Source organism: Flavihumibacter solisilvae (genome assembly GCF_000814475.1).
Taxonomy (GTDB): Bacteria; Bacteroidota; Bacteroidia; order Chitinophagales; family Chitinophagaceae; genus Flavihumibacter; species Flavihumibacter solisilvae.
The window spans coordinates 196272-222800 of record NZ_JSVC01000001.1; the positions used below are offsets into that span (position 1 = coordinate 196272).

Genomic DNA, 26529 nt, shown 5'->3' on the forward strand with positions numbered 1-26529 from the left:
GAGGTATTTGTTTAAAATTACTGATTAAAGTTAAGCCCACATGGCCCGCACCTGGGCGACCGGGATTTGCAAAAGGTCTCTGTATTTTGCCACTGTTCTCCGCGCCACTTTATACCCTTTGTTCATCAGGATTGCTACCAGTTGCTGGTCAGTATATGGGTTTCGTTTATCTTCCATTCCGATCACTTCTTCCAACGCATGACGAATCACCCTGTTGCTGATCACTTCTCCACTCTTGTTAATAATACCTTCTGTGAACAGGTCCTTAAGGTGAATGGTTCCGAAATGTGTATCCGCATATTTATTGCTGGTTAGTCTTGAAACAGTTGAGATGTCGAGGCCTACCTGGTCAGCAATATTCTTGAGGATCATCGGCTGCAGTTTGTTCACATCACCATCCTGGAAATAATCTTTCTGAAAGCGGATGATCGCCTTTGTGATCTTCATCATGCTTTCATTTCGCTGGCGCAACGCATACATAAGCCAGTTGGCCGACTGCATCTTGCTTCTAAGATATTGCAACGCACTTTTGTCCTTCGTTACCTTGATTGTTTCATTCAACTCGTCACTCACCCGAAAATTCTCTGCTGTTATGCCGCAGATCGTAATGGTAAACTCATCACCATCATGACTGACCTGGATATCCGGAATTATGCTGTCTTTTGGTGAAATGGAGGTAAGATGTTCTGCAACAGGCCGCATCGGAAGCCTGCCCAGAAATTGAACTATAATCCGAAACTCCTCCTCATCCAGCTGAAGCATATCCATGATCTTTTCGAAACGTCGGGATTTGAAATCTTCATAGTGATTCTTCAGCAATAGTATTGCATTGGCCACATCAGGCCTCTTCTGATTCATTTTTGCCAGCTGTAAAAGCCAGCATTCGCGGATATCACGACAGCCTATACCAACAGGTTCCAACTCATGAACAGTTCTGAGTGCGAGCTCTACTTCTTCCGGTGTGGTCAGAAAATACCGGAATGAAAAATCATCGGCAATTGTGACCAGGTCTTTCTGCAACAGGCCCGTATCTTCCAGTGAATCGATCAGGTAGCAAGCCAATGTCTGTACTCTTTCGTCGACATCCTTGTAAGACAATTGTTTTTTAGCCTCCTCCCTGAAATCGAGAACATCTGCAATCGGTCTGTCAGGCCTGTTACTTTCATTAAAGTAATTCGCATACTCCCGACAATAATCCGGAACGTCATTGTCTGCAAATTCCTCCCAGTCTTTATAATCCTGTTCAGCCTCGTGATCACATTTGTCAGCCTTGGCTTCACTGCCCTGGTCAAGAATTTCCTCCAGGTATGGATTCTGCTCCATTTCCTGACGGATGTGCATCTGCAGCTCCAGGCTATTCAATTGAAAAAGATTCAGCAACTGAATCTGCTGAGGCAATATCTTTAATGTATGCTGTTGTTGTTGGCTCTGGCTTATCATACGACTATGATTATGGTTACCTATTATAATTCAATAGGGAAGCCAAAGTCGATTAAGCCCGATTTCTGCATGAAAAAATATATAAATCGTTAATTTTCACTGGAGTATATGCATTAAGAAACAGTCACATAGGCTGTTTGCAGGCAATGATTCTTAGCGGTGTAGAACCATTTTCCCAAATCGGGGAATGGGTTGTATATGAAAAAAAGTAATTTTATATATCTGATCATCGGGTTTTCCCTGGCACTTCTGGTAATGTCGATCCTGTCGATTATCAGCTATAAACGCCTGACTTCCTTTATTTTATTCAGTGACCAGATTGAACACACGTTTAAAGTGCTGGATGTAGTTGAGCGGGTCGGATCTTCAGCGCGGGAGGCTGAATCATCGCTGAGAGGTTATGTACTGACCCGCGACAGCACGTACCTCACGCCATTGTTCCTGGCCCATACTACGCTTCCCCCAATGCTCGATTCCCTGGCAGTACTGGTTCGGGAAGATAAAATGCAATTGATGCGACTTTCTTTACTACGCCATAACCTCAACTTACGGCTTAAAGTACTGGAAAGTACTATCCCGATGGTCAATGACGGAACTTATGATTCTGTATTGGTCGATAAGATGGCATCAGGCAGGCGACTGATGGAAGATTTCAAGGGAGTGCTCAACCAGATGACAGCGGCGGAGAAAAAACTGCTTGCAAGCAGATTCACGCAAAAAGAAATGTATCAGCAAATGACCCCCTATGCTTTCCGCCAGGTGTTCATCGTAGTAGGACTGGTTTGCTTGCTGCTATTCATATTACTACTTAGGGAGCTGTTTGAAAGAATTAAATCACAAAATGCTCTGCAGCAGCAGGTTATGGCATTAAAACAGAGTTATGCCGAACTTGCTCAGCTAGCTTTTGCCGCTTCCCATGACCTCCAGGAGCCCGTTCGCAAAATCCGGATGTTTACCGACAGGGTGATCATTAAGCAGAAAAACAAGCTCGATAACGAAGGGCAGATGCTTTTGGGCCGGCTGGATGCTTCGGCCAGCAGGCTGCAGGGCATGCTTGAAGATATTTCTGACTTCATGACTCTTATCGACTCATCGGAGGAAAAAGAACTGGTTTCTATAAATAAAATCATAGAAGAAGTGATCGATCTTTTTGATGCTGAACTCCACAGTAAACTTGCAAAAATTAATATCAGCCCATTACCGGTCCTTGAGGTATACCCCAGCCAGGTGAGGGCATTGTTCCGGGCAATGTTTGACAATTCACTGAAATTCGCCCATCCACAGAGACCACCGCAAATCGACGTCACTTCACGGTACCTTGAAGAGAAAGAGGTGGACGCTTTTCTGCAGCCCCATCTCAGCAAAGCTTACCTGGCAATAACCATTTCGGATAACGGGATTGGCTTCGATAACCGGTTCAGCGAAAAGATCTTCCAGCTATTCAGAAGGTTGCATCCCAATGATACTTACACCGGTAAAGGCATTGGATTAGCAATCTGCCAGCGGGTAATGGCCAATCACAATGGTTTTATAGCTGCTGAAGGACTACCTGACCAGGGAGCATCCTTTACCCTCTTCTTTCCGAAAGGCTGACGGTCATTTTCTTATAATTACAGGCGAAAGCTGGCATGGTTCTTTATTTTATCCGTGTGTAAACTTCATCACCCACCCGAAATCCACTAATATGTTACGATGGACATTGATCTTCCTGGTAATCGCTTTAATCTCGGCGCTATTGGGTTTTTCCGGTGTGTCAGCAGGAACTGCCAGCATAGCAAAAATTCTCTTTTACATTTTCATAGTTTTTTTCCTGCTGTCATTGATCGTCGGCTCCATGAAACAGGGGTAATAATTCTACATGTCATCCTGATTATCGGAATATTTGTGGTAATTTAAACTGAGCAGGAAATTAAGCATTGTCGAAATGAGCAAAGTGTATATACTAGTCGCCGAGGATGACGCTGATGATCGATTTCTACTGGAAACGGCGTTTGCGGAAAAAGGATACGGAGAGAAACTGACATTTGTAGAGAATGGAGTTGAATTGCTCGATTACCTCCGGAATATTAAGTACGATGAAAAGACAAACCAGCACAATTTACCTGGGTTTATCCTGCTCGATCTGAACATGCCCAAGAAAGATGGAAGAGAGGTTTTGAAAGAAATAAAAGAAGATCCCCGCTTTAAGAAAATTCCGGTTATTGTTTTTACTACAACCAAAAATGAAAAAGAAATAAACCGGTGCTATGAACTCGGGGCAAACACTTATGTAGTAAAACCGGTGGGATTTGAATCTTTATTACAAACTATCGAGGATATCCGATCCTACTGGTTCAAAACGGCACAAATTCCATGATCATTAGTTCTTCTTTCTGCTAAAGATATTCTTGATTGATTGAAACAGTCCTTTGCCCTTACCAGAGGCAACATTTGAAGAAAAGTTGCGCAATAATACAGGCATTGCCATCCGCGTTACAAAACCAGCCTTATTAAATATTGTTCCTCGCAGCAACAAATCTATTCCAAGATCCAGTCCCAGTTTCAGCAGTCCAGGTTTTGAGTTTGACTTTCCGTCGGCATTTCTGCTTCCGGTGAACATACCCACAGTGCGAAGAATAGCCGAGGCAGGTTCAAGTTGTTTTTTCAACAGTCCAAAATCAGTTTTGAGCTGCTCCTTTTGAATTTTGAGCAATCCTTCGAGCCTGTTCTTTTCATGCTGAAGATCGTCGTGGGTGTGGATGACGCTATTCATACATTTTACGAATTAAGAGGTTCCTCAGTTTTGGAAAGAACACCTGTTTTCGCGTTACTATCAGGATTAGCAACAAGACGAGAAAAGCTCCGCCTACAATGAAAAAACCCATCTTCATGTCGTTCATTGATTCACCTATCCACCAGGCAAGACCGATACCTGCAAAAAACAAAATGATCAGGCCCAGGGCACATGCAGTAAGTGCTAGCAACCCTGACGAGGCAATGCCCGATGCTTTGTCAGCAGCCTTTACTACCGTCAGTTTATAATAGGTTTCAACCAGGTCGCCGGCATGATCGAAAATATCTTCAGCGGTGGATTTAATAGTATCCATCTCACATTTACGTTTGATGAAAAAAATTACCGCACAGGCAACCCGGCCTGTGCGGTAAGCGTATTATTTATCCCATGGAGTTCTTAGCCCTGTTCCATTCAGAACCTGCTTCATTCGCCAGGTTTTCAGCTTTTGAAGCCACGGTATTTTTTACGTTTTTCAGGTCATTGCCTCTTGCATTCAGCCAATCTGCAAATTCGTTTGCCCAGTCGCGGGCATTGCCGGCAATTTTATTTCTGAGATCACAACCTTTTTCAGGAGCTACGAGCATGCCAATCACTGCTCCTGCAGCCGCTGCCCCCAGAATGCCTAATACTACTTTTGAAGTCGTTGTCATAGCGATAATTTTTAGAATTAAGAATTACTTTCTTTACCATCAACGGGTTAAAACTTCATGCCAGCGAAAAGAATCATTATCTTGGAAAGATGTACGGAAAATTACCGGGCTTGATTCGGGCAATATATTGCCCGAAAACCCGGATTCCAGCCGCCTCGAACAGGCGGTTAATATTGGCACTGATATTTATAAGTAGTACTGCATGAGCGGTTTGAAGAAAATACTTATCGTGGATGATGAAGAGGACCTTTGCCTTTTGCTTAAGATCTATTTTACCCGGAAGAAATACCAGGTGGAAGTGGCAAATAACCTGAAAGACGGACTAAAGCAACTTGAACAATGGCACCCCGACATTTTATTCCTGGACAATAACCTGCCCGACGGACTCGGGTGGGAAAAGGCACCCCAACTGCTGGATAATTACCCGGCGTTGACCATTCATTTAATCAGTGCCTTTCATCCTGCTATCCCGGAACACACCGATAAAAACCGACTGCATATAATAGAAAAGCCTTTCTCCCATCAACAACTGAACGATTTAGACCTCTGATCACTTTTGCGCATATTCCATTATCTTAGTGTTGTAACAGTAAAACTAGTAATATGAAAAAATGGAAGATGCTGCTTTTCGTAGCAGGCTCATTATTTGCGACCTCTTTATCTGCCCAAACCAAATGGAAACTGGATAAAAATCACTCCAACGTTCGTTTTTCCGTAAGTCACATGGTAGTTTCTGAATCTGAGGGAACTTTTAAGATCTGGGACGGTTCGGTTGAAAATGGCAAACCGGATTTTTCAGACGCTAAAATCTCCTTTTCCATTGATGTGAATTCCATCAATACAGAAAATGAAAACCGCGATAAGCACCTGAAAAGCGATGACTTCTTTAACGCTGAGAAGTATCCGACCATCAAGTTTGAAAGCACGTCCATGCAGTCGTTGGGTAACAATAAATATAAACTCAATGGAAACCTTACTATCCGAGAAGTGACCAAACCGGTGACATTTGATGTTACCTATGGCGGATCAATTGCCGGTCAGCGTGGAACAAAGGCTGGCTTTAAAGCAACAACTACTATTAACCGGTTTGATTACGGACTGAAATGGGATCGTGCCACTGAAACCGGTGGACTGGTAGTTGGAAAGGATGTCGATGTAACTGTGAAGGTGGAACTGGACCAGGTTAAATAACATTCAATAAGCCGAAAATAAAAAGAGGTCGACTTCCCTGACGACCTCTTTTTTTTTACAAAACCAGTTCCAAATACGTAACAACCTGAATAGTTTCGATTTATTTGGTATCTACCCTGTTTTGCTACTCTAAGATTGAAATTTGTCTGGCCGGAAGAGAATTTATTCGCTCACTGGGCGAATTTGGCCGGCGAACTGACCGATTACTTCGATTTGTCAAAATCGAGGATTACACCATTTATGCAATAGCGCAATCCGGTAGGCGGCGGTCCGTCTTCAAATACATGTCCGAGGTGGGCTTTACACCTGCCGCACTGAACTTCGGTCCGCACCATCCCATGGGTATTATCCGGTGTGTAAATTATGCTTCCTTTGCTGATCGGCTCGTAAAAGCTGGGCCATCCGCAACCGCTTTCGAATTTTGTGTCACTCCTGAATAACGGGTTACCACATGCTTTGCAATAGTAGGTACCGATCTCCTTTGACAATTCAAATGGACTGCTCCACGGACGCTCTGTTCCCTTTTGCCTTGCAATATGGTATACGTCTTCAGGCAGGATCTTCTTCCATTCTTCTTCACTTAAATTCACCTTTTCTGTGGAGTTCCGCGAGTAGACGGAGTTCTTTTTTGATGTGTCCATTGCTTTTGATTCTTTTTTGTCTGACGACTGCGAATAACTGCACTGCTCGAATAACAGTACGCAACAAATCAATATTAAATATCTGGCCATATTTTTACACTTATCACTAACAAACTTACGGCAACAAGGTTGCCTGTTATTCAACACTAACAAACGTTTGCATTCATTTAAATGAATGCCCGGTTTGAATAATATTCAACCCTAGTGGCAAAATGATCGATCATTTTTAAACAGCATGCACTAAATTTGAGCCTCATTAGGTTTTCAGCTATCATGTTCAATTTAATCTTATTTGGCCCTCCCGGTAGTGGAAAGGGCACACAATCAGAAAGGCTTATTTCCCGCTATGGGTTAAAACATCTTTCCACCGGTGACCTCTTAAGAAGTGAAATTGCTAACCAGACTCTGTTAGGCCTGGAAGCGAAATCTTTTATGGACAGGGGAGAACTCGTTCCGGATGAAGTTGTGATCGGCATGATCCGGTCAGCCCTGGATGCCAATCCACAGGCAAAAGGCTTTCTTTTCGACGGTTTTCCGAGGACTAAAGCACAAAGTGAGGCCTTAGACACGCTTTTGTCAACCCGGGGCGAAGCCATTAACGTGGTACTGGCATTGGAAGTTACTGAAGAAGAGTTGGTTAAGCGCCTCCTGAACCGCGGACTGACCAGTGACCGGAGTGATGACCGTGACGAACAGGTTATCAGGGCGAGGATCGCCGAATACCATAAAAAGACTACAGCAGTAGCCGACCACTATCGCCAGTTTGGCAAGGTGGTAAGTATAAAAGGTGAAGGAACTGTTGACGACATTTTCGATGCGCTTTGCGGAGAAATAGAAAAAAGAAAAGCAGCCTGACGGGCTGCTTTTTTAAGTTTCCTCTTTTTACATTTTACTTTTTGAACAGTGAGTCGGCTCTCTGCAGGCTCAGCTGGATATTGTTCTTCACCTTTTCTACTTTTTCGTGTTCAGTCTTCAAATAGGTCAGGCGGCCTTCTGGGTTATCCTTTGCAGAATCCGGAATAAACTCTTCCATCCAGGTGTTCATGCTGTACTCGGCAAAATTCAGGTCTTCCTGTACTCCCATAAAAGTCTGTTGCAGGCGCTCCTTCGCTGCTGACGCCGGCAATCGCTGGATACTGTCAAGAGCCTTCTGGGCCTGCTGCTGGTATGACCGGATCTTTCCCATCTTCGCCATTCCAACGTCATGACCATCCATTACAAGCTGGTAAAGGCTGTCCTGAGGTGTTTTTGCATTGTCGGAAAAGCCGTCTTTCCTGTGTTCCGAATGATCAGTCGCATTGTTGCAACCTGTGGAAATAACACAAAGGACTAAGGCAGATATATAGATATTCTTCATAACAACTAAAATATTACTACAAATATGCAGTGCTTTTGCGAATGCCCCGCTGCAACAACACCTCAATTTTCTGCTAATTTGCAGTAATAAATGCTTGCTATATGAATAAACTGGGAAATTATGTATCCGGGGAATGGGTCACGGGCGATGGCGACGGACAGTTGCTTTTTAATGCGGTAACCGGCGATCCGATCGCAGCCGCCTCTACCAAAGGACTGGATTTTAAAGCCATGACTGACTATGCCCGGAGAACCGGTAACCCTGCATTACGAAGAATGACTTTCCATGAGAGGGGGCGAATGTTGAGAGCCCTTGCATTGCATCTTCAGCAGCACCTTCCTGAATTTTACGACATAAGCTACAAATCCGGGGCAACCAAAGCCGACAGCTGGGTCGATATCGAAGGCGGAATCGGGAATCTTTTCTCTTATGCGTCGCTCCGGCGTCGTTTTCCTGACCAGTCATTTTATGTAGATGGTGAATCTCATAACCTAAGTAAGCAAAACAGTTTTATGGGTACACACCTCATGGTTCCGAAGGAAGGTGTGGCAATACATATCAATGCCTTTAATTTTCCTGTTTGGGGTATGCTGGAAAAAGTGGCCGTGAACTGGCTTGCCGGGATGCCGGCGATCGTAAAACCGGCCACAATAACTTCCTTCCTTACGGAAGCGGTTGTACGCGTTATCATCGACTCAGGCATTCTGCCTGATGGCGCATTGCAGTTAATCTGCGGAAGTGCCGGCGATCTGCTCGATCATGTGCATCCCCAGGATGTCATTAGTTTTACCGGGTCGGCATCAACAGGTCACCAGTTAAAATCTCACCAGGCAATACAGAGGGAAAATGTTCCTTTTAATATGGAAGCCGACTCATTGAATTGTATAGTCCTTGCCCCGGACGTTGAAAAAGGGAGCCTGGAATGGGACATTTTTATTAAGGAGATAAGGAAGGAGATGACAGCGAAGGCAGGACAAAAGTGTACCGCCATCCGGAGGATCTTTGTACCTGAAAACAGAATGGAAGAGGTGTGGATGGATGTAGCGGGAGCCCTTAAACAAACAACAATCGGTAATCCACTCAATGAAAAAGTACGTATGGGTGCGCTTGCCGGACAACAGCAGCGTAATGAAGTGCGCGAACAGGTGTCTAAACTTCTGGCTGGATCAAGCCTGGTTTATGGTTCACTTGACAGTGTTGAAGTAATAGATGCGGATGCCCGGAAAGGTGCATTCCTGAGTCCTTTATTGCTACTGAATGAACGGCCGTTTACCCATAGAGAAGTTCACGAAGTAGAGGCGTTCGGACCGGTGAGCACAATTATGCCATACAGAAACATGGATGAAGCGATCGAACTTTCCCGGATGGGTAAAGGTTCCCTCTGCAGCAGCATCGTTACCAAAGATCATTCGACAGCGCGGAATTATATATTAGGTGCGGGCCCCTGGCATGGGCGCATTCTCGTTCTGAATAACGATTGTGCCAGGGAATCTACCGGTCATGGTTCTCCGCTTCCTTTACTGGTACATGGAGGGCCGGGCCGGGCAGGCGGGGGTGAAGAAATGGGTGGGATCAGGGGGGTGAACCACTATATGCAGCGTATTGCGGTCCAGGGCTCACCAGACATGATCACCGGTGTGACTGGTGTTTACCAGCCCTATGCGAAAGGTAATGAAGACGTGATCCATCCTTTCCGTAAGCACTTTGAAGAAATCCGGATCGGAGACCAGCTGATAACCGGCAATCGTACGATAACCGAAGCTGATATCGTCAATTTCGCGAACCTGAGCTGGGATCATTTTTATGCACACACGGATCATACGGCCCTGGAAGGAACTCTTTTTGAAAAACCGGTGGCACATGGTTATTTTATTCTGAGTGCAGCTGCCGGGCTCTTTGTGGATGGCAGCGGTAAAGGACCCGTACTCCTGAATTATGGAATTGATGAACTCCGGTTTTTAAAACCTGTGTATGCCGGTACGACAATCAAAGTAAGGTTTACCTGCAAGGAAAAAATCGAACAGGAACAGAAATCAGATACTGACGTGCCCAAAGGAATCGTTAAATGGTACGTGGAAGTTTTGGATACCGATGGTGACCAGGTGGCTGTGGCCACCATTCTCACCATGGTGCGTAAAAAACAATGATTAACTTTATTATCCGTACAAACATTGACACATGATCCAGGAAGTTAAAGGTGGATACGTCCAGTCAGAAATTCACAAGGGAGTTGCTACCATCGAGTTTTTTCACCCACAAAGCAACTCTTTACCAGGAAAGCTTCTCGACGAACTTGCGAAGGAAATTCTCTACGCAGGCAATAATGCCGAAGTACGGGTAATTGTACTCAGGTCTGGCGGCGAAAAAGTATTCTGTGCCGGCGCGTCCTTTGATGAACTAAGCGCAATACGCACTTCTGAACAGGGATTCGCTTTTTTCAGTGGTTTTGCCAATGTTATCAATACCATGCGCAAGGCTCCCAAACTCATAATTGGCCGCATTCATGGGAAATGTGTAGGAGGTGGGGTCGGATTGGCAGCAGCAGTGGACTATGCAATTGCCGTTGAAGGGGCTGAAGTGAAATTAAGCGAACTCTCGGTTGGAATCGGCCCGTTTGTAGTCGGACCTGCAGTTGAAAGAAAGATCGGCCTATCTTCATTTTCACAAATTGCTATCGATGCGGGAATGTGGCGAAATGCCGATTGGGCCAGGAGAAAAGGCCTCTTCGCCGAACTGCATCCGAATGTGGAAAGCATGGATGAATCAATAGAGCGCCTTGCGGCAACTTTGGCGGCTTCCTCACCCGAGGCGATGACCGAAATGAAGAAAGTGTTATGGAGGGGTACAGAAAACTGGGACACCCTGCTTTATGAACGAGCAACCATTAGCGGCCGGTTAATTCTGAGCGAATTTTCCCGCGCGGCCATCGACCAGTTCAAATCAAAAGTGAAGGCCTGATCCTCACATCTTAATACGAAAACATTACCATCGCTCCTCCTCGTCATCGGGAGGCGGTTGCCGGAACATTTTGCGGCTTTCAAGTTTCTGCAACTGCCTTTCGATCACGAGGTCGGCAATAATAAGGGCAGCATCATCACTTACTTTTTCTCTAAGCAGGAACTTTAGTTTGTTTTCGTTTATATCTACCCGGTATAACATTTGAACCAGCTTGTCAAAATCCGTCTGTATCCAATTGTTTATGTGTGAAGCAAGTCCTTCCCTTAACCGGCCAAAATCCTGTATTTCCGGAAGCTCTATTTCCAGCTGTTCATTTAGTATTTGTATGAGGTCCTGCCCAGGTTGCATTTGACTGCTGAAATTAGTACTTCTCGACAACGCCTAATGCGAAAAGGGCAAAATCATACTTTACGGGATCAGCAGGGTCGAGCTTTCGCAACCAGGTGGTGAGTTCCACAGCAGCCTGCCAATCGACGGCTTCGCGTTTCAGCAATCCGAACCTGCGGGTAACCCGCGCCACATGTACATCGACGGGGCAAATGAGCCGGGAGGCACCGATTTTTTCCCAAATGCCGAAGTCCACTCCGCAATTATCTTTCCTGACCATCCATCTCAGGAACATATTCAGCCGCTTACAGGTGGATTTTTTAAACGGTGCTGCGATATGTTTCCGGGTTCTATCCGGAACATGTTCCAGGGAAAAGAAATGTTGATAGAACCCATTCAATGCATTTTCCGTATCCTGGTCACCCGGCAGCATTCCTTTCAAAAAAGCATCCTCAAGCGACTCATGCCGACTGTAGTGCCAGTTGAGGAACTCTATAAAATACAGCAGGTCAGTTGTATTGAAAGTACGATGCCTGAAGTCCAGCAGCGACCTTGCCTCTTTTTCACTATGATTTAAAACAAAAGCGTGGGGGGCATCGTCCATCCGCCTCATCAGCTCATTGCTTTTGTTGATGATAGTAGTTCGGTTTCCCCATGCAAACACTGCCGCAAAAAAAGCAGCAATCTCAATATCTGCTTTTTTCGAAAAGCGATGCGGAACTGAGACCGGATCGTCTGCGATAAACCGGGGCTGATTGTATTCAGTTACTTTCCGGTTCAGGAAGTCAATAATATTCTGAGCTTTCTCCATACCGTGGCAGATCTGGATAATCAGCCTATTGCCTGTTCGAGGTCGCTGATAAGATCGTCCGCATCTTCCACACCTACGCTTAATCGTATCAGTGAGTCAGTCAGCCCGTTCCTGATCCGCTCTTCACGGGGAATCGATGCATGGGTCATTGTTGCCGGGTGATTGATCAGTGATTCAACACCACCCAGGCTTTCTGCCAGCGCAAAGATCTTAGTGGAGGATAACACAGCCATTGCCTTGTCGGTGTTGTCATCCTTCAGCTCAAAGCTCATCATGCCGCCAAAGCCACGCATCTGGCGACTTGCGACTGCATATCCCGGATGGTCCTGAAAGCCACACCAATACACTTTGCCGACCTTTGGATGATTACGTAACCAGTTGGCAATCTTTTCTCCATTCTCGCAATGACGCTGCATCCGAAGGTGCAAGGTCTTAATACCTCTTAAGACTAGGAAGCAGTCCATCGGTCCCGGCACAGCCCCACAACTCTTTTGAATAAAATACAGGTGCTCCCTTAGGGTATCATCATTCATTACCAGTGCGCCCTGGATCACATCGCTGTGCCCGCCGAGATATTTTGTTGAAGAATGCATCACGATGTCTGCACCAAGGTCAAGCGGGTTCTGAAGGTATGGTGATGCAAATGTGTTGTCAACGCACAGCAGGCAGCCGGCAGTCTTTGCGATATCCGCTATGGCCCTGATATCGCTGATATTCATCAGTGGATTTGTCGGGGTTTCGAGCCAGATAAGTTTCGTCTTTGATGTGATTGCGTTTTTTACATTTTCGGGATCTGTTGTATCCACATAAATGAACCTGATCCCGAATTTCTCAAACACTTTAGTGAACAGCCTGTAGGTTCCACCATACATATCACTTGCAGCAATTACTTCGTCGCCAGGAAGCAAAAGCTTGATCACTGCATCGGTCGCTGCAACTCCACTACTGAAAGCTAACCCGTGCCTGCCATTTTCAATTTGTGCAAGTGCTTCTTCGAGCGCCTTCCGGGTTGGGTTTTGCGAACGGGCATATTCAAAACCTTTGTTTTTGCCAGGTGCCTCCTGTACATAAGTCGATGTCTGGAAGATTGGCGTCATGATCGCACCGGTACCAGGATCAGGCTCTGTACCTGCATGAATGATCTTTGTTGCAAGCTTCATCGGGGATAAAATTTTAAGGAACAAAGGTGCGGTAATTTATTCTAACCCGGCAACACGGACAAAACCCAATACCGCCAGTCTGATTCCCAATTGCCATTTCCGGTGTTTGTTTTAACGTTTGCTTTACGGGACAAAATTCCCTTTGAAGCCAGCTTTTCCCTGGCTGAGATTATCTGGGCTTTAACCGAGGGATGGTCCATCCAGGACCGCTGCGGTGGTTCAAAAGCAATCTTTCTTTTTTGCCAGGTAATCTTCTCTGGCAGCAGGTTGCCAATGGTTTTACGAAGGATCCATTTTGTGTAGCCTTCGTTCAATTTGAAAGCAGCAGGTAGTGAAAAAACAAACTGGACCAGTTCTGCCTGGAGATAAGGCAGGCGGACTTCAATACCATGGGCCATGCTGTTCCTGTCCGCATACCGCAACAATTCAGGAAGCCTGGCCATCGATATGTCAAAGTACAGGATATCATTAAGGGAGGTCACCAGCGGCTTGTACACTTCCGCTTCCGGCATGTAGGCTTTAAGGTATTCAGGGTTAATGTCTGGTTGGTTGCTGATCAGCTTTTTTTGCCGCCGGATGAGAGATTCCTGCGCAACATGCGGAAAAATTGCAGCAAGATAGTTTTTCAATCCCGTTGTATCTTTCCAGCCGTTTTTCCTGAATTCAGCCTTTTCGTAATAGTGTTGGGTCCAATCGCCTTTGCGCCATGTTTCCTGCAAAAACCAATGAATGTAGGGCTGGTAACCGGCAAAAAGTTCGTCCGCACCCTGGCCATCAAGGAGAACCTTAATACCGGCATTGGCCGCCAGTTGGTATACCTTATATTGTACGAGTACACTGGCCGAACCAACAGGTTGCTCCTGGTGGTACATCATCCGTTCGAAATCATCTGCAAGAATACTGTGATCGGGGTTGATCCTGTGATTAGCTGTTCCAAGGTATCTGGAAACTTCATCGATAAATTCAGTCTCATCCTTCTCAAACCCGGGAAAGCCGGCAGAAAAGGATTCCAGGCTGGTTCCGGAAATCCTTTTGGCAAGTGCTGCGAGACTACTGCTATCCACGCCGCCGCTTAGGGACAGGCCAACCGGTACATCTGATCTCAACCGCTGGCGGACGGACCTGCTCAATAACTCATCAAGTTTCACCATGGCCTCTTCGGGGGTCATCCGGGAAGTCGCCGTCTTATCTATATCCCAATACCGGTACATTTCCGGTTCGGCATTTTCCTCGACGGTGCTTTGCATGGTCAGGTAATGACCTGCCGGAACCTGCCGGATATCTTTATAAAAGGTAGAACTGTTTTGCAGGGGAAACCCCGTATTGCCAGTGGCGGTAAAAAGGAGAACCTGGCTTTCATCCATTTCGGCAGGGATCCCTGCCGCCCACAGGGCTTTCATTTCGGAGGCGAAAATAAATTTACCTTCAGCTGACCAGGCAAAGTATAACGGCTTTTCCCCAAACCGGTCACGGGCAAGATAAAGTCTTTTCGCCTGGTCATCCCAGATCGCAAAAGCAAACATGCCATCAAATCTTTCAACGCAGGCCTCACCATAGCAGTCAAAAGCTGCAAGGATTACTTCGGTATCCGACTGCGTATGGAAGTCATAGCCGGCTTCCCTGAGCTCGCTTCGAAGCTCAATGAAATTGTACAGTTCTCCATTATACACGATGGTAAATCTGCCGGCAAAATGCATAGGTTGCGTGCCTGCCGGACTGGTATCAATAATCGCCAGTCGCCTGTGCCCAAAAAATGTTCTGCCATCCGTGCTGTTCCAATATGCCTCGCCGTCCGGTCCACGGTGGCCGATGGAACGGATCATTTTCCGGACTAACGTGGATTCCGTGTGAACCTCCACGTTTCCCCCAGTTTGAGCTATAATACCGGCAATTCCACACATGTTAAAAGTGGTCAGAAGAAGCTGATGGGCATCCGGACGGTTTCATCATCCCAACCCATCACCAGGTTAATATTACCGTTGGTTTTTTCAAAATACATGCTGAAAGCCTCCAGCGGGTCAGCCACCCGTTGTACCGGAACTTCGGTCCTGGCCACGTCTTTCTTAGAATCGTACCGGAAGGCACCCCATACATCGTTGTCCTTATTAAGAATGATCGTCCACTTTGACGATGTTGGAATCGCGAACAAAGTGTAGCGACCCTTTTTCACGCGCGTGTCACCAATCTTTGCATCCCGAAAAAGCTCAAGTTCTGTGGCTTCGTTTGCTCCCAGGCGCCAGATCGTTCCGTATTCTACGAGTTCCCCGAATACTTTCCGGCCGTTTTTCTGCGGCCTGCTGTACACAACGCGGGCAAGCAGCGGCTCAGCGGCCTTATCCTGAATTTTCAGAATAGGGTAATTTGCCGGATAATAGCTCATGTCCATCGGACTCTTGTCAACAGTGGGAAATCGCGATTGTGCCGAAACAAAAAGGCTTCCAAGCATTATACCGGTTAACAAAATAGTCTTTCTCATTGCTTATCACGATAATATTAAGGGTCAAAAATAAAGAAGGCTGCTCTTTTAATCTTTGCCAGTAGTCAATAATTTTTGGTAATAATTATTGACAAACAATAATAACTCGGGAAAAAACGCCTGGTAGTATTTTTCCAGCTTTTCATAGTGTTCCCCGAAAAGATAAAAAACCCCTGTACTGTCATCCAGGAACTTTGCGCGGCGTACGAGTCCTTCCATGCTCCTTTGAATTCCTTGTCGTTGCCGGTAGTTGTATAGCCAGTCGTGGTTCTTCATATAAGGAAAGACCACTGCGAATCTTTCGGGAAAGTTCAATTCAAACTTTTCCAGCGTGGAATATACCCATTGGCTGAAAACCGGAAGGCTTTCCCCGGGAAAGGCAATCTGGTCGATGGCAAGGAAATGGTCATACGCCACATCCAGGAATGCACCGGCATACAAACCCACCGCAGGCCTGAAAATCTTTTTTGCTTCGCTATTCAGTGGATGGTTATCGGTGAATGTGTCGATCGCGCGATGAAGCATGATTCCCTTTTGGATACCCTCGGGGTAGTCAAATCTCGATTTGCCTTTAACAAAATCAGAGATCATATTGCCTGCAAGGATCTCAGGCTGCCGGAACGAAAGGTATGCATGAGCGAGAAAGTTCATGATGACAAAAATGAGATTACCATTCGGCCTTAGTTTAATCCGTTCATCATCGCTGGATAATGAAGGAGTTATGAAGATACAAACGCTTCACCAACTTTTCGTGATTCGTTCACTCGTCATTTTCTGTACATCAATTTCCACTCTACTAATTTAACCATCGGTTAACCGAGATTTACTTTTTATTTAACAAATTTTAATAAATGCAGTACTGGCGCTGCTTTCAGCGGATTAATCAATACCCGAAAAGGACAATCTTATCAGGCTCTTGCAGTTTCTTTAATGTTCCTCACCACCAGTCAATATTTGCTTGACCGAAGCTGTAACCAAAATACTTTTACATCGTCATACTATCAAACGCACATTGATCATTAAACCTTCAAATTTTTACTATGAAAAAGATTTTTGTAATCGCTGCGGCTACTTTTATCAGCCTCGCAAGCTTCGCCAACGTAGATCCTATTACAGGAAAAGTTCTTGAATCATTTCGCACTGAATTTGCAGAAGCAAAAAATGTACAGTGGAAATCTCTTGATGATGCCGGACTGTTCCAGGCTACGTTCAACTATCGTAACACTGAACTCAGCGCATTTTACAATGCAGAGGGAGACCTGGTTGCTACTGCCCGTTACATCAGCAAAGACAACCTGCCCATCATGGTTGCAAAAGAAATCAGCAACCGTTATCCTGACCATATTGTAAGAAGCGTGATTGAACACATCAGCAATGGATCTACTACTTACCATGTTACCTTGTATGGTGAGAAGTCTTCACTGATCGTTTCAGCAAGTCCTTCAGGAGAATTAAGTGTCTTCAAAAAAGTAAAGAACAGACTGTAACCTTGAGAATGCAAGCCTCGTCCTATAGGTATTAAGCATTCTATAAACCTTATCACAATGAAAAAAGTAATCACCGGTGTAGTAGTATTGGTAATGCTCTCCTTTACAACCACCTTTGCAAACACAATCGACAACAACGAATCTGTAAACAAGCGCGTAGAAAGATCCTTCAAAAAAGAATTCGCATCTGCAAAACTGACAAGTTGGACTAAAGTAAGCAACCTGTTCAAAGCGGAATTCACAATGAACGGCCAGGTAATGTTCGCCTACCTGAACGAGGAGGGAGAAGTTGTGGGTGTTTATCGTAACATCCTTTCAGATCAGCTTCCCATTCAACTCCTTACCGAACTTAAAGATGACTATTCCGATTATTGGATCACGACACTGTTTGAAATGGTGAAAGACAATGGAACAAGCTACTATATAGCTTTGGAAAATGGAACTCACCAGCTGGTACTGAAAAGTGACAACAGCAACAATTGGTTCGTTTATTCCAAAATCAAAAAATAAATCAGCCTTTTCTCTGAGGTTTTGTTGGAAAGTAAAAGCCCTGCTATTTGGCGGGGCTTTTCATTTACCTTTGTTTTCCTAAAATAAGTTATCATGAGCAAAGGTCCCGTTTCACAGTTTATTCAGCACCACTACCGGCACTTCAATGCTGCAGCTCTGGTAGATGCCGCCAAAGGATATGAACAACATTTACTGGATGGAGGAAAAATGATGATCACCCTGGCGGGTGCAATGAGTACTGCCGAATTGGGCGTTTCACTCGCAGAAATGATCAGGCAGGATAAAGTACATATCATTTCCTGTACAGGAGCGAATCTTGAAGAAGATATCATGAACCTGGTTGCGCATACGCATTACAAAAGAATACCCAATTACCGTGACCTGACACCACAAGAGGAATGGCAACTGCTGGAGGAAGGTTTGAACAGGGTAACTGATACCTGCATACCGGAACATGAAGCTTTCAGGAAAATCCAGCATCATATAGCCAGGCTATGGAAAGAAGCGGACAAAGCCGGAGAACGTTACCTGCCCCATGAGTTCATGTACAAACTGCTTCTTAGCGGTGTAATGAAAGACGATTATGAAATTGATCCGAAAGACAGCTGGATGGTTGCTGCTGCAGAAAAGAATCTGCCGATAATTGTTGGTGGATGGGAAGACAGCACGATGGGAAATATTTTCGCTTCCTATGTGATTAAAAATGAGGTGAAGGCAACCACCATGAAAAGCGGAATTGAATACATGGTCTGGCTTACTGAATGGTACCGGAATAACAGTGGCGGCAAAGGCGTAGGATTTTTCCAGCTTGGAGGCGGTATCGCCGGAGATTTCCCGATCTGTGTGGTGCCGATGATGTACCAGGACCTCGAATGGCATGATGTTCCGTTCTGGAGTTATTTCTGCCAGGTAAGCGATTCTACGACTTCCTATGGATCTTATTCCGGTGCTGTGCCAAATGAAAAGATTACCTGGGGAAAACTGGGAATTGACACGCCGAAGTACATTGTAGAAAGCGATGCAACAATTGTTGCTCCACTGATCTTTGCGTATATATTAGGATGGTAAGTAACGGCATTTGATTTGCCGGAATGTTTTATAAAAAAGGGCGCCCTTCAGGGCGCCCTTTGATTTGGGGATACGGATCAAAAGAATTAATTCCATGATGGTTTTTTCGGATACCTGGTATTGTTTCGATATGGGTAGCCAGGATAATAGCGGTGGTCATTGCGGTCATACCTGTGACTATATCGGCGGTCAATATGGTGGCTTCCACATTTTTCCCTCCTTTGAACTGCATGTCTTCGCTTGTCCTTCCTGTCTTTTTTCCCGTCATGTGCGAAGCTGTCCGCACCCATCATTAAGCCTCCGATTGTGAGGACCATTACAAGAACCCTTTTAAGAGTGGCGGTCGTGTTCATAATTTCTGTTTTCCAGTTTGGTACAAAATTGTTTACATACATATTGACCACCACAGGGAAAACTGGTTTAACCGCTACTTGCAAAAGAATTCTTAACGTTCCATGGCCGGTAATTCAAGATCACGCTTCATCATCTGGTCACGGTTCGCCATTTCCCAGGCAGTATAGAAAATCAGGTGTGCTCTTTTCTTCAGGAGGGTATAGTTGATTTTATCAGGAGTATCGCCAGGCTTGTGGTAATCAGCCTGCAACATTCCGTCATAATAGAAAATAACAGGAACACCTTTTCTTGCGAAATTGTAATGGTCGCTCCTGAAGTAGATCTGGTGTTGATCCTGGGGGTCGTTGAAACGGTAGTCAAGCGCCAGTTTAGTGTATTTTTTGTTAACTGATTCGCTCAGCGGTTTAAGTTCCGTGCTCAACTTGTCGTCGCCAACAACATACACGTAATTCAACGTGTCCGTTGTCTTACGTTCTGTGTCAACCCTGCCGATCATGTCGATATTCAGGTCTGCGGTAGTCTTATCAAGTGGGATGGAGGGATAATTGCTGAAATATTCAGAACCCCAAAGTCCTTTTTCCTCCCCACTTACTGTCATGAACAGCACATTCCTCCGGGGTCCGTTTCCGGCAGCTTTTGCTTTTGCAAATGCTTCAGCCATTTCCAGTACTCCTACTGTTCCAGAGCCATCATCATCGGCACCATAATAAATCACGTTTCCACGCTTCCCGAGGTGGTCGTAGTGTGCAGTGATCACCAGCCACTCATCTTTCTTATCTGATCCTTCGATATATCCCATTACGTTGGTGCTTTCGAGCATCTGCACGTCTTTACGCAAATCGAGCATTGTGTTGGCCTTATACACATTTGCCGGCACCTGGGCCGTTTTGGCTTTTTCCTGGAGGGAGTTCCATTCACTACCTACCAGTGTTGCGGCAACGTCAGGTGAAATGGAATAAAGTGAGGGCTGTTGTTCTGCTGTGTACAGGTTTGTATACATATTTCCGAGCGCAGGCTGCTCTTTACGCGGGAAACCTGGAGCAACGATAAGTACTCCGGCAGCGCCTTTTTTTACTGCACTGAAATATTTTCCATACAAGCCGCCCGGTGCCCTGAATCCTTTTTTGTTGGATTTGTAGCTGGAAGGAGCGCCGTCGAGCAGCAGTACAAGTTTTCCACGGACATCCTTACCCGCATAATCGTCATACGCAGAGTCCACGATTCCATGCCCTGCAAATACTACTTCAGAAAAAAATTGAGATCCGGACCTCGTCAGCTGCAGCAAAGGCTGAAAGTCACGGTTAAGCTGGTATTCCTTTCCATTCACGCTGACCCGGCTTCCGACGAGTGAATCCCTGTATACAGGAAATGCCATCTGGTAACTTCCGTTGTTGCCTGGCAGTAGTCCAACGGACCGGAAGTGCTGCTCAATATAAGCGGCCGCCTTGCGCTGCCCTTCTGTAGCCGTTTCCCTGCCTTCCATTTCTTCACCTGCAATTATGTACAGGTGTCTCTTAAGGTCGTCTTCAGTAATGGATGCAGCAATTTTTTGTGGATTTGCCTTCTTCTGGGCAAACACCATAGAGGCCGGGAACAGGCCCAGCACTAAAATTAGCTTTCTCATGCAATAGATAAATTGAAGGAGCAATTTAATGATCCTGTCAATCAGATGTGGACAAGGAGGAACTTAATTGCAGGAAATTTTCGCCACCCTGTTTGCATGACGGCCACCTTCAAACGCAGTTGCCATGAAGATTTCTACCATCGAAATAGCGGTCTGTATGTCAACAAAACGGGCGGGAATACAAATAATATTGGCGTCGTTATGTTGTCTTACCAGGGACGCGACTTCTGTATTCCAGCACAGGCCGGCCCTGATTTCCGCGTGTTTGTTAGCTGTAATGGCAACACCGTTGGCACTACCGCATACCAGGATTCCAAACGCTGCTTCACCACTGGCAACACTCTGTGCTGTAGGGTGCGCAAAATCGGGATAGTCTACCGAAGCGGGTCCGTTGGTGCCAAAGTCCTTTACCTGGAAACCTTTATCCCTCAGGTATGCTGCCAATGCATCCTTATACTCGAATCCTGCATGGTCAGCTCCAATAGCAACCGGTAGTTCTTTCGAAAACACGCTAGAAATTTATAAGTGAAAACTGAAAATTCTAAAACCCCTCCTTAGCTCCAATCAGCTGGCAGGTTGTCCTGTTCCTGTTCCTTATTCACCCGCGCTGCAATACTGATGCTGATCTCGTAAAGGAGCCATAAAGGTACGGTTACAATAAGCTGGCTCACCACATCGGGTGGTGTGATTACAGCGGCTATAACCAGTATAACGACAACGGCAAACTTGCGATAGGTGCGCAGAAATGTTGCTGTTATAATCCCGACCTTGGCGAGGAAATACACAACAAGCGGAAGCTGAAACACGATACCGGTTCCCAATACAAGAGACACGATATTATCGATGTAATCACTTACTGTAAAAGTATTCTGGATCATCGGGCTGAGCGTGTACGCCGCAAAAAAGTTCACGGTGTACGGTGCTATCAGGAAATATCCAAAACCCACCCCTGAAAAGAATAGCAGTGATACCCAGAAGATCACCCCCCTTGTTCTTTTCAGTTCTTTATCTGTCAGGGCAGGTCTGACGAATCTCCAGAACTCCCAAAACACATACGGAAAAGATATAATGAACCCGCCGACAAATGCTATGGTGAAGCTCATCATGAACTGGCTGCTCATTTCCGTACTGATCAGTTTCAGGTTAATGTCGGACAGGCATAAAGCATCGCCCAATCCAAGTCTGTGACTTGTAGAGCAAAGCAATCGGTATGTAATAAAATCCTTATTTGCAGGGCCCATCACGATTTCCCCAAAGAAGAAATCCATGTATACAAACACGATTATAGCACCTACGAATACCGAGAGCAAACAGCGCATGATATGCCACCGGAGAGCCTCGAGGTGATCGACAAAAGACATTTCAGCCGCTGTGCCACCCTTTCTGTTGAATAAACTTTTAGCCATATGGAATGAAAGCGGGCAAATTTAAGGAAACATTGGCTGCTACAAAGCCCATGCTCTTCAACCCGCAATAAAAAAGAATTATATTCGTTATCCACATGTTAATCACCTAAACGCCGATATCAATGAAAAAAAATGCCATGTATTTCAACACACATGCCATCAAGATTCACAAGGACAGCTACCGTCCTGGTTTGAACATCTCCCGTTTTTTCAAATATCTCTGCTTTGTAATGTTCCATGGCGTGTCACCCATCGAACACCGTCCAGGTTATGCCCGGAAATCAAAACGTTACTAACCCAAACACATATTGGTACTTACCTCTGAAACCACTTGTAGGTGCCAGGCCCCACTTCGGTGGGGCTTTTTTATTTCCTTCTTTCTGTTCCTGGAATTCGGCGTTAGCTGAACAGGTACTCCACATCTTCCCTGGTAAGATTCTTCACAAAACCTTCGTCATCGGCGATCAGGTCTCGCGCCAGGACCCGCTTACGGTCCTGCAGCTGGAGGATCTTATCCTCTATTGTATCCTTACAGATCATGCGGTAGGCGAAAATATTTTTCGTCTGCCCAATCCTGTGCGTCCGGTCAATCGCCTGCTGTTCAACGGCAGGATTCCACCACGGATCAACGATATACACATAGTCTGCCGCTGTAAGGTTGAGACCCACACCACCGGCCTTAAGCGAAATCAGGAAGACGCGGCAGTTCTCATCATTCTGGAATCGTTGGATTGCTTTTTCGCGGTCCACCGCTGAAGTGCTTCCGTCAAAGTATTCATAATCGACGCCCAGTTCTTTCAATTTATGACGGATGAGAGCGAGCATACCGAGGAACTGTGAAAAGACGAGTGCCTTGTGGTTGCTGATATTTTCCGTGATCTCCCGTCCGAGCTCTTCCAGCTTGATGGAATGGTTTTCGAATTTTTCCTGTTCATTCAGGATTGCCGGTGAGTCGCAGATCTGCCTGAGCTTCATCAGGCCCTGCAGGATTGTGAGCTGGGATTTCTGCATCCCCTGCGTTTCGATGGTACCCAGGATCTTATCCCTGAAATCATTCCGGTAGGCATCATAAATTTTCCTTTGCTCATCTTCCATTTCACACCACAGGATGGTTTCTGTCTTTTCGGGAAGATCTTTCGCCACCTGCTCCTTGGTTCTCCTGAGGATGAAGGGGAACAGGATTTTACGAAGGTGATCCTTACGGTCCTGTTCACCGAATTTATCTATCGGTATTGCGAACTCCTGCCTGAAGAACTCCATACTCCCGAGCATTCCGGGGTTGAGGAAGTTCATCTGTGCATAGATGTCAAATGTGTTGTTCTGAAGTGGCGTACCACTCATACATAAGCGATGCTTTGCCCGTAACAATGAAGCGGCCTTAGTCACTTTGCTACCCGGATTCTTGATTGCCTGCGATTCATCCAGCACTACATAGTCGAACTCCAGGTCAACCAGCATCTTGATATCACTGCGAAGCGTTCCGTAAGTTGTGATGATAACGTTCTTGCTTTCCAGCAGCGCCTTGTTCCGGCTGCGTTCCCCACCATGGTGGATATGGTAACTTAAAGTCGGTGTAAATTTTTTGATTTCGTTTTCCCAGTTGAACATCAGGGTAGTCGGACAAACAACCAGTGCCCTGAGGTTATCATTGCTATCTTTAAAATGCTGGAGAAAACTGAGGGCCTGCACTGTTTTACCAAGACCCATGTCATCTGCCAGGATTCCGCCCCAGTTTACTTCATGCAGGTAGTTAAGCCACTGGAAACCGAACGACTGGTATGGTCTTAAAATAGACTGCAGGTGGTTCGGGGGTTCCACATCCCGGATGCTTTTAAAGCCGCGAAGGCGATCATATTTTTCTTCAAGCTGAACAAACAGCTCTTCTTCATTACGTTCATTATACAACTCGTCGATCACACTCATGTGATACTTGGAAAGACGCAGGTGTTGTGCCTTGCCTTCTCCAATCCGGAACAAGAGGGAGTATTTCTTGATCCATTCTTCCGGCAGAATCCCCAATGTGCCGTCATCAAGCTGAACGAATTGCTGCTTATTGGCCAATGCCCGTTTCACTTCGGCAATAGTAACCTGCTGGTCACCGAAAACAATATCAACCTTGGCATCAAACCAGTCAGTATTGCTGCTGATCTGGATCCGGGTTTGTGGTTTCGACGTATTGAATTTGAAATTCTTCAGTGCTTCAAACCCATATACCGGTATTTTCATCTCGTTCATGGCATCCACGAACAGGAAGAACCAGTTGTTTCGCAGAACGTCGGCTCCTTTCAGAACCAGGTTTTGGGATCCGTCAGGACGGATGAAATTGGAATGCAGTGCTTCGAGTTTCTGAAGGAACTGCGCCTCAACTTCTTTATTGCGGTGAACAATCATCACCTTATCACCGTCCGGCACAATAATCTCGTCCTTATCACCCGGCTTGGTTTCAAAACCTTTATAAGAAAAAATAGGTTGGAATACCAGGTAATCACCTTTTTCCTGGAGCATTAGCCGGCGTTCCGGTTCGCCATCCTTATATGAAGAGATCAGTGTACTCTCAAATTCAACATGGTAGTGCTTGGCCAACGGTAATACAAGCTGTTTCAGCTGAAGTGGCCAGGTTGTTTTGGTGATAGTGATGGTACCTTTCGGCATAAATGTTTCCACCCTGTTCACGTCTTCCTCATTACGCCATCCGTACAGGTTCTCGTTGTGGAAAAAAAGCAGGTTGCTGGCCAGCTGGTTCTCAGTGATTTTTATCTCAGAGCCATTTATACGAACCCAACAACTGATCTCGTATTGACGCTGTTTTTGCTGCACTTTAAAAAATGGAACAAGTGGTTCTGTAACTATACCGATGGACTGGAGGTTCTCAGTCTTAAAAGTTTTTTGTGACGGAAGGAAGTAAACAAACGGGCTGTCTGCCACTTCGTTCATCAGCTTGCGCAGCTTCGGCTGCATATATTCCACAACCAGGTGTTTGGTCTCTGCCGGAAGGTCTTCGCTTTCGTGGTGGATGATATTTTCCCAGATACCGCTGAATGGAGAATTCCTGTTAAGATATTTGGTGAGTTCACCTTCCTGCATGCGCCTGAGGGCTGGGATGAGTTGCCGGTCCGATTCAGGAAACACCTCGATATTGACATATTTGGAGAGATCAATTTTTTCAACCTTTCCGATGAATTGCTGTTGCTGCTCCTCTGCCTCACCCTGCACCGCGTCCAGCGCGAACCCGGGGTAATTCTTCTGGTGAAGGTTCAAGACTATTCCAACCCGCTGTGCCGTCAGTGCCTCTTTTTCATTAATCTCCGGCAGTGGTTCTGTTTCGGCAACGACCACTTCGAGCGGTCGCGGACGTCCATTCGTTTGCGCAGGCTGGATCCGCTTGATGGAAGTATCCAGCACCCGAAGAAAAGGCTTACCCTCTTTGTATGCAAATTCAAACTTACCCCTCAGGTCATCACTCAGGCTGTATCCATAAGCCTCGAGCAGTTTGTTTTTTTCCTTGTCCCAGTTACGGATGGTATCAAAATAATTGGGGCCGTATGCATTCAACAACTGCAGGAATACGATCACCTTTGGCAGGGCAAGCGGATGCTTTGTATCTACATAGTCACTGTTCGTATCAAAATTCCGCTCCTCGTTTTTCCGCAATACAACTTTGTAGATCGTCCCATCCAGGTCTACCGAAGCTTTCACCACCTCATCTGCCGCTGATTCGATATTTGCCTTGAAAGTGCGCAGGTATTTTTCCGCCTCGAGAAAAGCCTCCTGGCCGCTCAGGAGCCTGATCGTTTTCAGGTCGATCGTCTTCATTTTGATGACGGTGTGACGCTGGTCGTATTCAACTTCTTCCGCCTGCAGCATATTCCTGTCGAGCAGCTCCTGCAACTGGATCAGCGCGGCAGCTTCATGCCGGCAGATATCTCCAAGGTTATAGGGACAACTGCACCTGACAGAGAGGGACTTAGGATCCGAAAATTTCTGGATGTATACTTTATAGTAGGTCGAATAACTATCGTCTTTTACACGGAAGGTTACGGAACCAATCAGTTCATCATATTCCACCAGCTCAACAAAACCAATTGCGTGAATTTTTTTCCCTCTTCTGATCACTTCATCGGTTCCGTTTGTATATACATATTTAATAAGGTGCGGTAACGCCATTCGGTATTCTGTTTGTTAAAGCCATTGCGGACAGGCCAATCTGCAAAAGTAACGGAAAGTACGCCAGATAACCATATTATTTCTTGGTTTTTGCGGCACGGTATTAGCCTTCACAATGATACCTTTGCTCAC

General features: G+C 45.7%; 29 protein-coding genes. 12 read left to right on the forward strand and 17 right to left on the reverse strand.

All coding sequences use genetic code 11. The annotated features are described in order from the left end of the window. Positions 1 to 30 precede the first annotated feature (30 nt). The gene (gene rpoN, locus OI18_RS00785; RefSeq protein WP_039136175.1) at positions 31 to 1440 is read right to left on the reverse strand and encodes an RNA polymerase factor sigma-54; all 1410 of its coding nucleotides are present in this window, start codon (positions 1438 to 1440) and stop codon (positions 31 to 33) included. A gap of 198 nt (positions 1441 to 1638) precedes the next feature. On the opposite strand from rpoN, the gene OI18_RS00790 reads away from it, so the two are divergent. The 3 genes from OI18_RS00790 to OI18_RS00795 all read left to right on the forward strand — a co-directional run bounded on the left by OI18_RS00790 (position 1639) and on the right by OI18_RS00795 (position 3796). Then, the gene (locus OI18_RS00790) at positions 1639 to 3033 is read left to right on the forward strand and encodes a sensor histidine kinase (protein WP_039136177.1); all 1395 of its coding nucleotides are present in this window, start codon (positions 1639 to 1641) and stop codon (positions 3031 to 3033) included. Between the two features lie 91 nt (positions 3034 to 3124). Then, positions 3125 to 3289, forward strand: a complete 165-nt coding sequence (locus OI18_RS24120; RefSeq protein ID WP_072038920.1) for a DUF1328 domain-containing protein — start codon at positions 3125 to 3127, stop codon at positions 3287 to 3289. Positions 3290 to 3364: 75 nt separating this feature from the next. After that, on the forward strand, positions 3365 to 3796 hold the full coding sequence (locus OI18_RS00795; RefSeq protein ID WP_039136179.1) for a response regulator: 432 nt from the start codon (positions 3365 to 3367) through the stop codon (positions 3794 to 3796). A 3-nt stretch (positions 3797 to 3799) separates the two neighbouring features. On the opposite strand, the gene OI18_RS00800 is transcribed toward OI18_RS00795, so the two are convergent. The 3 genes from OI18_RS00800 to OI18_RS00810 form a co-directional block, all read right to left on the reverse strand. Next, entirely contained in the window at positions 3800 to 4192 is a 393-nt protein-coding gene (locus tag OI18_RS00800; RefSeq protein ID WP_039136181.1) for a hypothetical protein, read from the reverse strand. Continuing rightward, positions 4185 to 4526, reverse strand: a complete 342-nt coding sequence (locus OI18_RS00805) for a phage holin family protein (RefSeq protein ID WP_052272743.1) — start codon at positions 4524 to 4526, stop codon at positions 4185 to 4187. Before OI18_RS00805 ends, OI18_RS00800 begins: the two co-directional genes overlap by 8 nt. Before the next feature lie 67 nt (positions 4527 to 4593). After that, positions 4594 to 4863 carry a YtxH domain-containing protein gene (locus tag OI18_RS00810; RefSeq protein ID WP_039136183.1) on the reverse strand — a complete coding sequence of 90 codons (270 nt, stop codon included), beginning with the start codon at positions 4861 to 4863 and terminating at the stop codon, positions 4594 to 4596. A 202-nt stretch (positions 4864 to 5065) separates the two neighbouring features. Here OI18_RS00810 and OI18_RS00815 point away from each other — a divergent pair, with 202 nt between their 5' ends. Continuing rightward, on the forward strand, positions 5066 to 5413 hold the full coding sequence (locus tag OI18_RS00815; RefSeq protein WP_052272744.1) for a response regulator: 348 nt from the start codon (positions 5066 to 5068) through the stop codon (positions 5411 to 5413). Positions 5414 to 5466: 53 nt separating this feature from the next. Further along, positions 5467 to 6054, forward strand: a complete 588-nt coding sequence (locus tag OI18_RS00820; protein WP_039136185.1) for a YceI family protein — start codon at positions 5467 to 5469, stop codon at positions 6052 to 6054. A gap of 203 nt (positions 6055 to 6257) precedes the next feature. Here OI18_RS00820 and msrB read toward each other — a convergent pair whose 3' ends face one another. Continuing rightward, positions 6258 to 6695 carry a peptide-methionine (R)-S-oxide reductase MsrB gene (msrB, locus tag OI18_RS00825; protein ID WP_240312689.1) on the reverse strand — a complete coding sequence of 146 codons (438 nt, stop codon included), beginning with the start codon at positions 6693 to 6695 and terminating at the stop codon, positions 6258 to 6260. A gap of 273 nt (positions 6696 to 6968) precedes the next feature. On the opposite strand from msrB, the gene OI18_RS00830 reads away from it, so the two are divergent. Then, a complete protein-coding gene (locus OI18_RS00830) occupies positions 6969 to 7550 on the forward strand; it encodes an adenylate kinase (protein ID WP_039136189.1) in 582 nt (193 codons plus the stop codon). Positions 7551 to 7584: 34 nt separating this feature from the next. Here the strand turns inward: OI18_RS00830 and OI18_RS00835 are convergent, their stop codons facing one another. Then, positions 7585 to 8052 (reverse strand): hypothetical protein, encoded by a 468-nt coding sequence (locus OI18_RS00835; protein WP_039136192.1) that lies wholly within the window; start codon positions 8050 to 8052, stop codon positions 7585 to 7587. Between the two features lie 101 nt (positions 8053 to 8153). Here OI18_RS00835 and paaZ point away from each other — a divergent pair, with 101 nt between their 5' ends. Then, the gene (gene paaZ, locus OI18_RS00840) at positions 8154 to 10199 is read left to right on the forward strand and encodes a phenylacetic acid degradation bifunctional protein PaaZ (protein ID WP_039136194.1); all 2046 of its coding nucleotides are present in this window, start codon (positions 8154 to 8156) and stop codon (positions 10197 to 10199) included. Between the two features lie 31 nt (positions 10200 to 10230). Next, the gene (locus OI18_RS00845; RefSeq protein ID WP_039136197.1) at positions 10231 to 11010 is read left to right on the forward strand and encodes an enoyl-CoA hydratase/isomerase family protein; all 780 of its coding nucleotides are present in this window, start codon (positions 10231 to 10233) and stop codon (positions 11008 to 11010) included. Between the two features lie 24 nt (positions 11011 to 11034). Here OI18_RS00845 and OI18_RS23520 read toward each other — a convergent pair whose 3' ends face one another. The 6 genes from OI18_RS23520 to OI18_RS00875 are packed head-to-tail and all read right to left on the reverse strand — an operon-like array spanning position 11035 to position 16435. After that, on the reverse strand, positions 11035 to 11358 hold the full coding sequence (locus OI18_RS23520) for a hypothetical protein (RefSeq protein WP_052272745.1): 324 nt from the start codon (positions 11356 to 11358) through the stop codon (positions 11035 to 11037). A 13-nt stretch (positions 11359 to 11371) separates the two neighbouring features. Next, on the reverse strand, positions 11372 to 12148 hold the full coding sequence (locus tag OI18_RS00855) for a TIGR02757 family protein (protein WP_039136200.1): 777 nt from the start codon (positions 12146 to 12148) through the stop codon (positions 11372 to 11374). A 20-nt stretch (positions 12149 to 12168) separates the two neighbouring features. Beyond that, positions 12169 to 13308 (reverse strand): cystathionine gamma-synthase, encoded by a 1140-nt coding sequence (locus tag OI18_RS00860; protein ID WP_039136202.1) that lies wholly within the window; start codon positions 13306 to 13308, stop codon positions 12169 to 12171. A 41-nt stretch (positions 13309 to 13349) separates the two neighbouring features. Continuing rightward, positions 13350 to 15209, reverse strand: coding sequence for an asparagine synthase (glutamine-hydrolyzing) (gene asnB / locus OI18_RS00865; RefSeq protein WP_039136204.1), 1860 nt, complete (start codon positions 15207 to 15209; stop codon positions 13350 to 13352). 11 nt (positions 15210 to 15220) lie between these two features. After that, positions 15221 to 15784 carry a DUF2911 domain-containing protein gene (locus OI18_RS00870; protein WP_039136206.1) on the reverse strand — a complete coding sequence of 188 codons (564 nt, stop codon included), beginning with the start codon at positions 15782 to 15784 and terminating at the stop codon, positions 15221 to 15223. Between the two features lie 48 nt (positions 15785 to 15832). After that, positions 15833 to 16435 carry an acyl carrier protein phosphodiesterase gene (locus OI18_RS00875; protein WP_039136208.1) on the reverse strand — a complete coding sequence of 201 codons (603 nt, stop codon included), beginning with the start codon at positions 16433 to 16435 and terminating at the stop codon, positions 15833 to 15835. 389 nt (positions 16436 to 16824) lie between these two features. Here OI18_RS00875 and OI18_RS00880 point away from each other — a divergent pair, with 389 nt between their 5' ends. From OI18_RS00880 to OI18_RS00890, 3 genes are all read left to right on the forward strand, one after another. After that, positions 16825 to 17271 (forward strand): hypothetical protein, encoded by a 447-nt coding sequence (locus OI18_RS00880; protein ID WP_039136210.1) that lies wholly within the window; start codon positions 16825 to 16827, stop codon positions 17269 to 17271. Positions 17272 to 17328: 57 nt separating this feature from the next. Then, positions 17329 to 17781 carry a hypothetical protein gene (locus tag OI18_RS00885; protein WP_039136213.1) on the forward strand — a complete coding sequence of 151 codons (453 nt, stop codon included), beginning with the start codon at positions 17329 to 17331 and terminating at the stop codon, positions 17779 to 17781. Positions 17782 to 17874: 93 nt separating this feature from the next. Continuing rightward, positions 17875 to 18849, forward strand: coding sequence for a deoxyhypusine synthase family protein (locus OI18_RS00890; RefSeq protein ID WP_039136214.1), 975 nt, complete (start codon positions 17875 to 17877; stop codon positions 18847 to 18849). An 86-nt stretch (positions 18850 to 18935) separates the two neighbouring features. Here OI18_RS00890 and OI18_RS00895 read toward each other — a convergent pair whose 3' ends face one another. From OI18_RS00895 to tatC, 4 genes are all read right to left on the reverse strand, one after another. Next, complete coding sequence (locus tag OI18_RS00895; protein WP_152616689.1) at positions 18936 to 19202, reverse strand: hypothetical protein; 267 nt, start codon at positions 19200 to 19202, stop codon at positions 18936 to 18938. A 92-nt stretch (positions 19203 to 19294) separates the two neighbouring features. Next, on the reverse strand, positions 19295 to 20827 hold the full coding sequence (locus tag OI18_RS00900) for a M28 family peptidase (protein WP_039136218.1): 1533 nt from the start codon (positions 20825 to 20827) through the stop codon (positions 19295 to 19297). Positions 20828 to 20890: 63 nt separating this feature from the next. Next, positions 20891 to 21337, reverse strand: a complete 447-nt coding sequence (rpiB, locus tag OI18_RS00905; RefSeq protein WP_039136220.1) for a ribose 5-phosphate isomerase B — start codon at positions 21335 to 21337, stop codon at positions 20891 to 20893. A 44-nt stretch (positions 21338 to 21381) separates the two neighbouring features. Then, entirely contained in the window at positions 21382 to 22233 is an 852-nt protein-coding gene (tatC, locus tag OI18_RS00910; RefSeq protein WP_039136222.1) for a twin-arginine translocase subunit TatC, read from the reverse strand. Between the two features lie 122 nt (positions 22234 to 22355). On the opposite strand from tatC, the gene OI18_RS24610 reads away from it, so the two are divergent. Next, a complete protein-coding gene (locus OI18_RS24610) occupies positions 22356 to 22529 on the forward strand; it encodes a hypothetical protein (RefSeq protein WP_160290179.1) in 174 nt (57 codons plus the stop codon). 103 nt (positions 22530 to 22632) lie between these two features. Here OI18_RS24610 and OI18_RS00915 read toward each other — a convergent pair whose 3' ends face one another. Then, complete coding sequence (locus OI18_RS00915; protein WP_039136224.1) at positions 22633 to 26397, reverse strand: DEAD/DEAH box helicase; 3765 nt, start codon at positions 26395 to 26397, stop codon at positions 22633 to 22635. Positions 26398 to 26529 lie beyond the last annotated feature (132 nt).

Coding starts and splice junctions, on each gene's coding strand:
- rpoN (WP_039136175.1), bottom strand. CDS start 1,440: ATGATAAGCCAGAGCCAACAACAACAGCATACATTAAAGATATTGCCT.
- OI18_RS00790 (WP_039136177.1), top strand. CDS start 1,639: ATGAAAAAAAGTAATTTTATATATCTGATCATCGGGTTTTCCCTGGCA.
- OI18_RS24120 (WP_072038920.1), top strand. CDS start 3,125: ATGTTACGATGGACATTGATCTTCCTGGTAATCGCTTTAATCTCGGCG.
- OI18_RS00795 (WP_039136179.1), top strand. CDS start 3,365: ATGAGCAAAGTGTATATACTAGTCGCCGAGGATGACGCTGATGATCGA.
- OI18_RS00800 (WP_039136181.1), bottom strand. CDS start 4,192: ATGAATAGCGTCATCCACACCCACGACGATCTTCAGCATGAAAAGAAC.
- OI18_RS00805 (WP_052272743.1), bottom strand. CDS start 4,526: ATGGATACTATTAAATCCACCGCTGAAGATATTTTCGATCATGCCGGC.
- OI18_RS00810 (WP_039136183.1), bottom strand. CDS start 4,863: ATGACAACGACTTCAAAAGTAGTATTAGGCATTCTGGGGGCAGCGGCT.
- OI18_RS00815 (WP_052272744.1), top strand. CDS start 5,066: ATGAGCGGTTTGAAGAAAATACTTATCGTGGATGATGAAGAGGACCTT.
- OI18_RS00820 (WP_039136185.1), top strand. CDS start 5,467: ATGAAAAAATGGAAGATGCTGCTTTTCGTAGCAGGCTCATTATTTGCG.
- msrB (WP_240312689.1), bottom strand. CDS start 6,695: ATGGACACATCAAAAAAGAACTCCGTCTACTCGCGGAACTCCACAGAA.
- OI18_RS00830 (WP_039136189.1), top strand. CDS start 6,969: ATGTTCAATTTAATCTTATTTGGCCCTCCCGGTAGTGGAAAGGGCACA.
- OI18_RS00835 (WP_039136192.1), bottom strand. CDS start 8,052: ATGAAGAATATCTATATATCTGCCTTAGTCCTTTGTGTTATTTCCACA.
- paaZ (WP_039136194.1), top strand. CDS start 8,154: ATGAATAAACTGGGAAATTATGTATCCGGGGAATGGGTCACGGGCGAT.
- OI18_RS00845 (WP_039136197.1), top strand. CDS start 10,231: ATGATCCAGGAAGTTAAAGGTGGATACGTCCAGTCAGAAATTCACAAG.
- OI18_RS23520 (WP_052272745.1), bottom strand. CDS start 11,358: ATGCAACCTGGGCAGGACCTCATACAAATACTAAATGAACAGCTGGAA.
- OI18_RS00855 (WP_039136200.1), bottom strand. CDS start 12,148: ATGGAGAAAGCTCAGAATATTATTGACTTCCTGAACCGGAAAGTAACT.
- OI18_RS00860 (WP_039136202.1), bottom strand. CDS start 13,308: ATGAAGCTTGCAACAAAGATCATTCATGCAGGTACAGAGCCTGATCCT.
- asnB (WP_039136204.1), bottom strand. CDS start 15,209: ATGTGTGGAATTGCCGGTATTATAGCTCAAACTGGGGGAAACGTGGAG.
- OI18_RS00870 (WP_039136206.1), bottom strand. CDS start 15,784: ATGAGAAAGACTATTTTGTTAACCGGTATAATGCTTGGAAGCCTTTTT.
- OI18_RS00875 (WP_039136208.1), bottom strand. CDS start 16,435: ATGAACTTTCTCGCTCATGCATACCTTTCGTTCCGGCAGCCTGAGATC.
- OI18_RS00880 (WP_039136210.1), top strand. CDS start 16,825: ATGAAAAAGATTTTTGTAATCGCTGCGGCTACTTTTATCAGCCTCGCA.
- OI18_RS00885 (WP_039136213.1), top strand. CDS start 17,329: ATGAAAAAAGTAATCACCGGTGTAGTAGTATTGGTAATGCTCTCCTTT.
- OI18_RS00890 (WP_039136214.1), top strand. CDS start 17,875: ATGAGCAAAGGTCCCGTTTCACAGTTTATTCAGCACCACTACCGGCAC.
- OI18_RS00895 (WP_152616689.1), bottom strand. CDS start 19,202: ATGAACACGACCGCCACTCTTAAAAGGGTTCTTGTAATGGTCCTCACA.
- OI18_RS00900 (WP_039136218.1), bottom strand. CDS start 20,827: ATGAGAAAGCTAATTTTAGTGCTGGGCCTGTTCCCGGCCTCTATGGTG.
- tatC (WP_039136222.1), bottom strand. CDS start 22,233: ATGGCTAAAAGTTTATTCAACAGAAAGGGTGGCACAGCGGCTGAAATG.
- OI18_RS24610 (WP_160290179.1), top strand. CDS start 22,356: ATGAAAAAAAATGCCATGTATTTCAACACACATGCCATCAAGATTCAC.
- OI18_RS00915 (WP_039136224.1), bottom strand. CDS start 26,397: ATGGCGTTACCGCACCTTATTAAATATGTATATACAAACGGAACCGAT.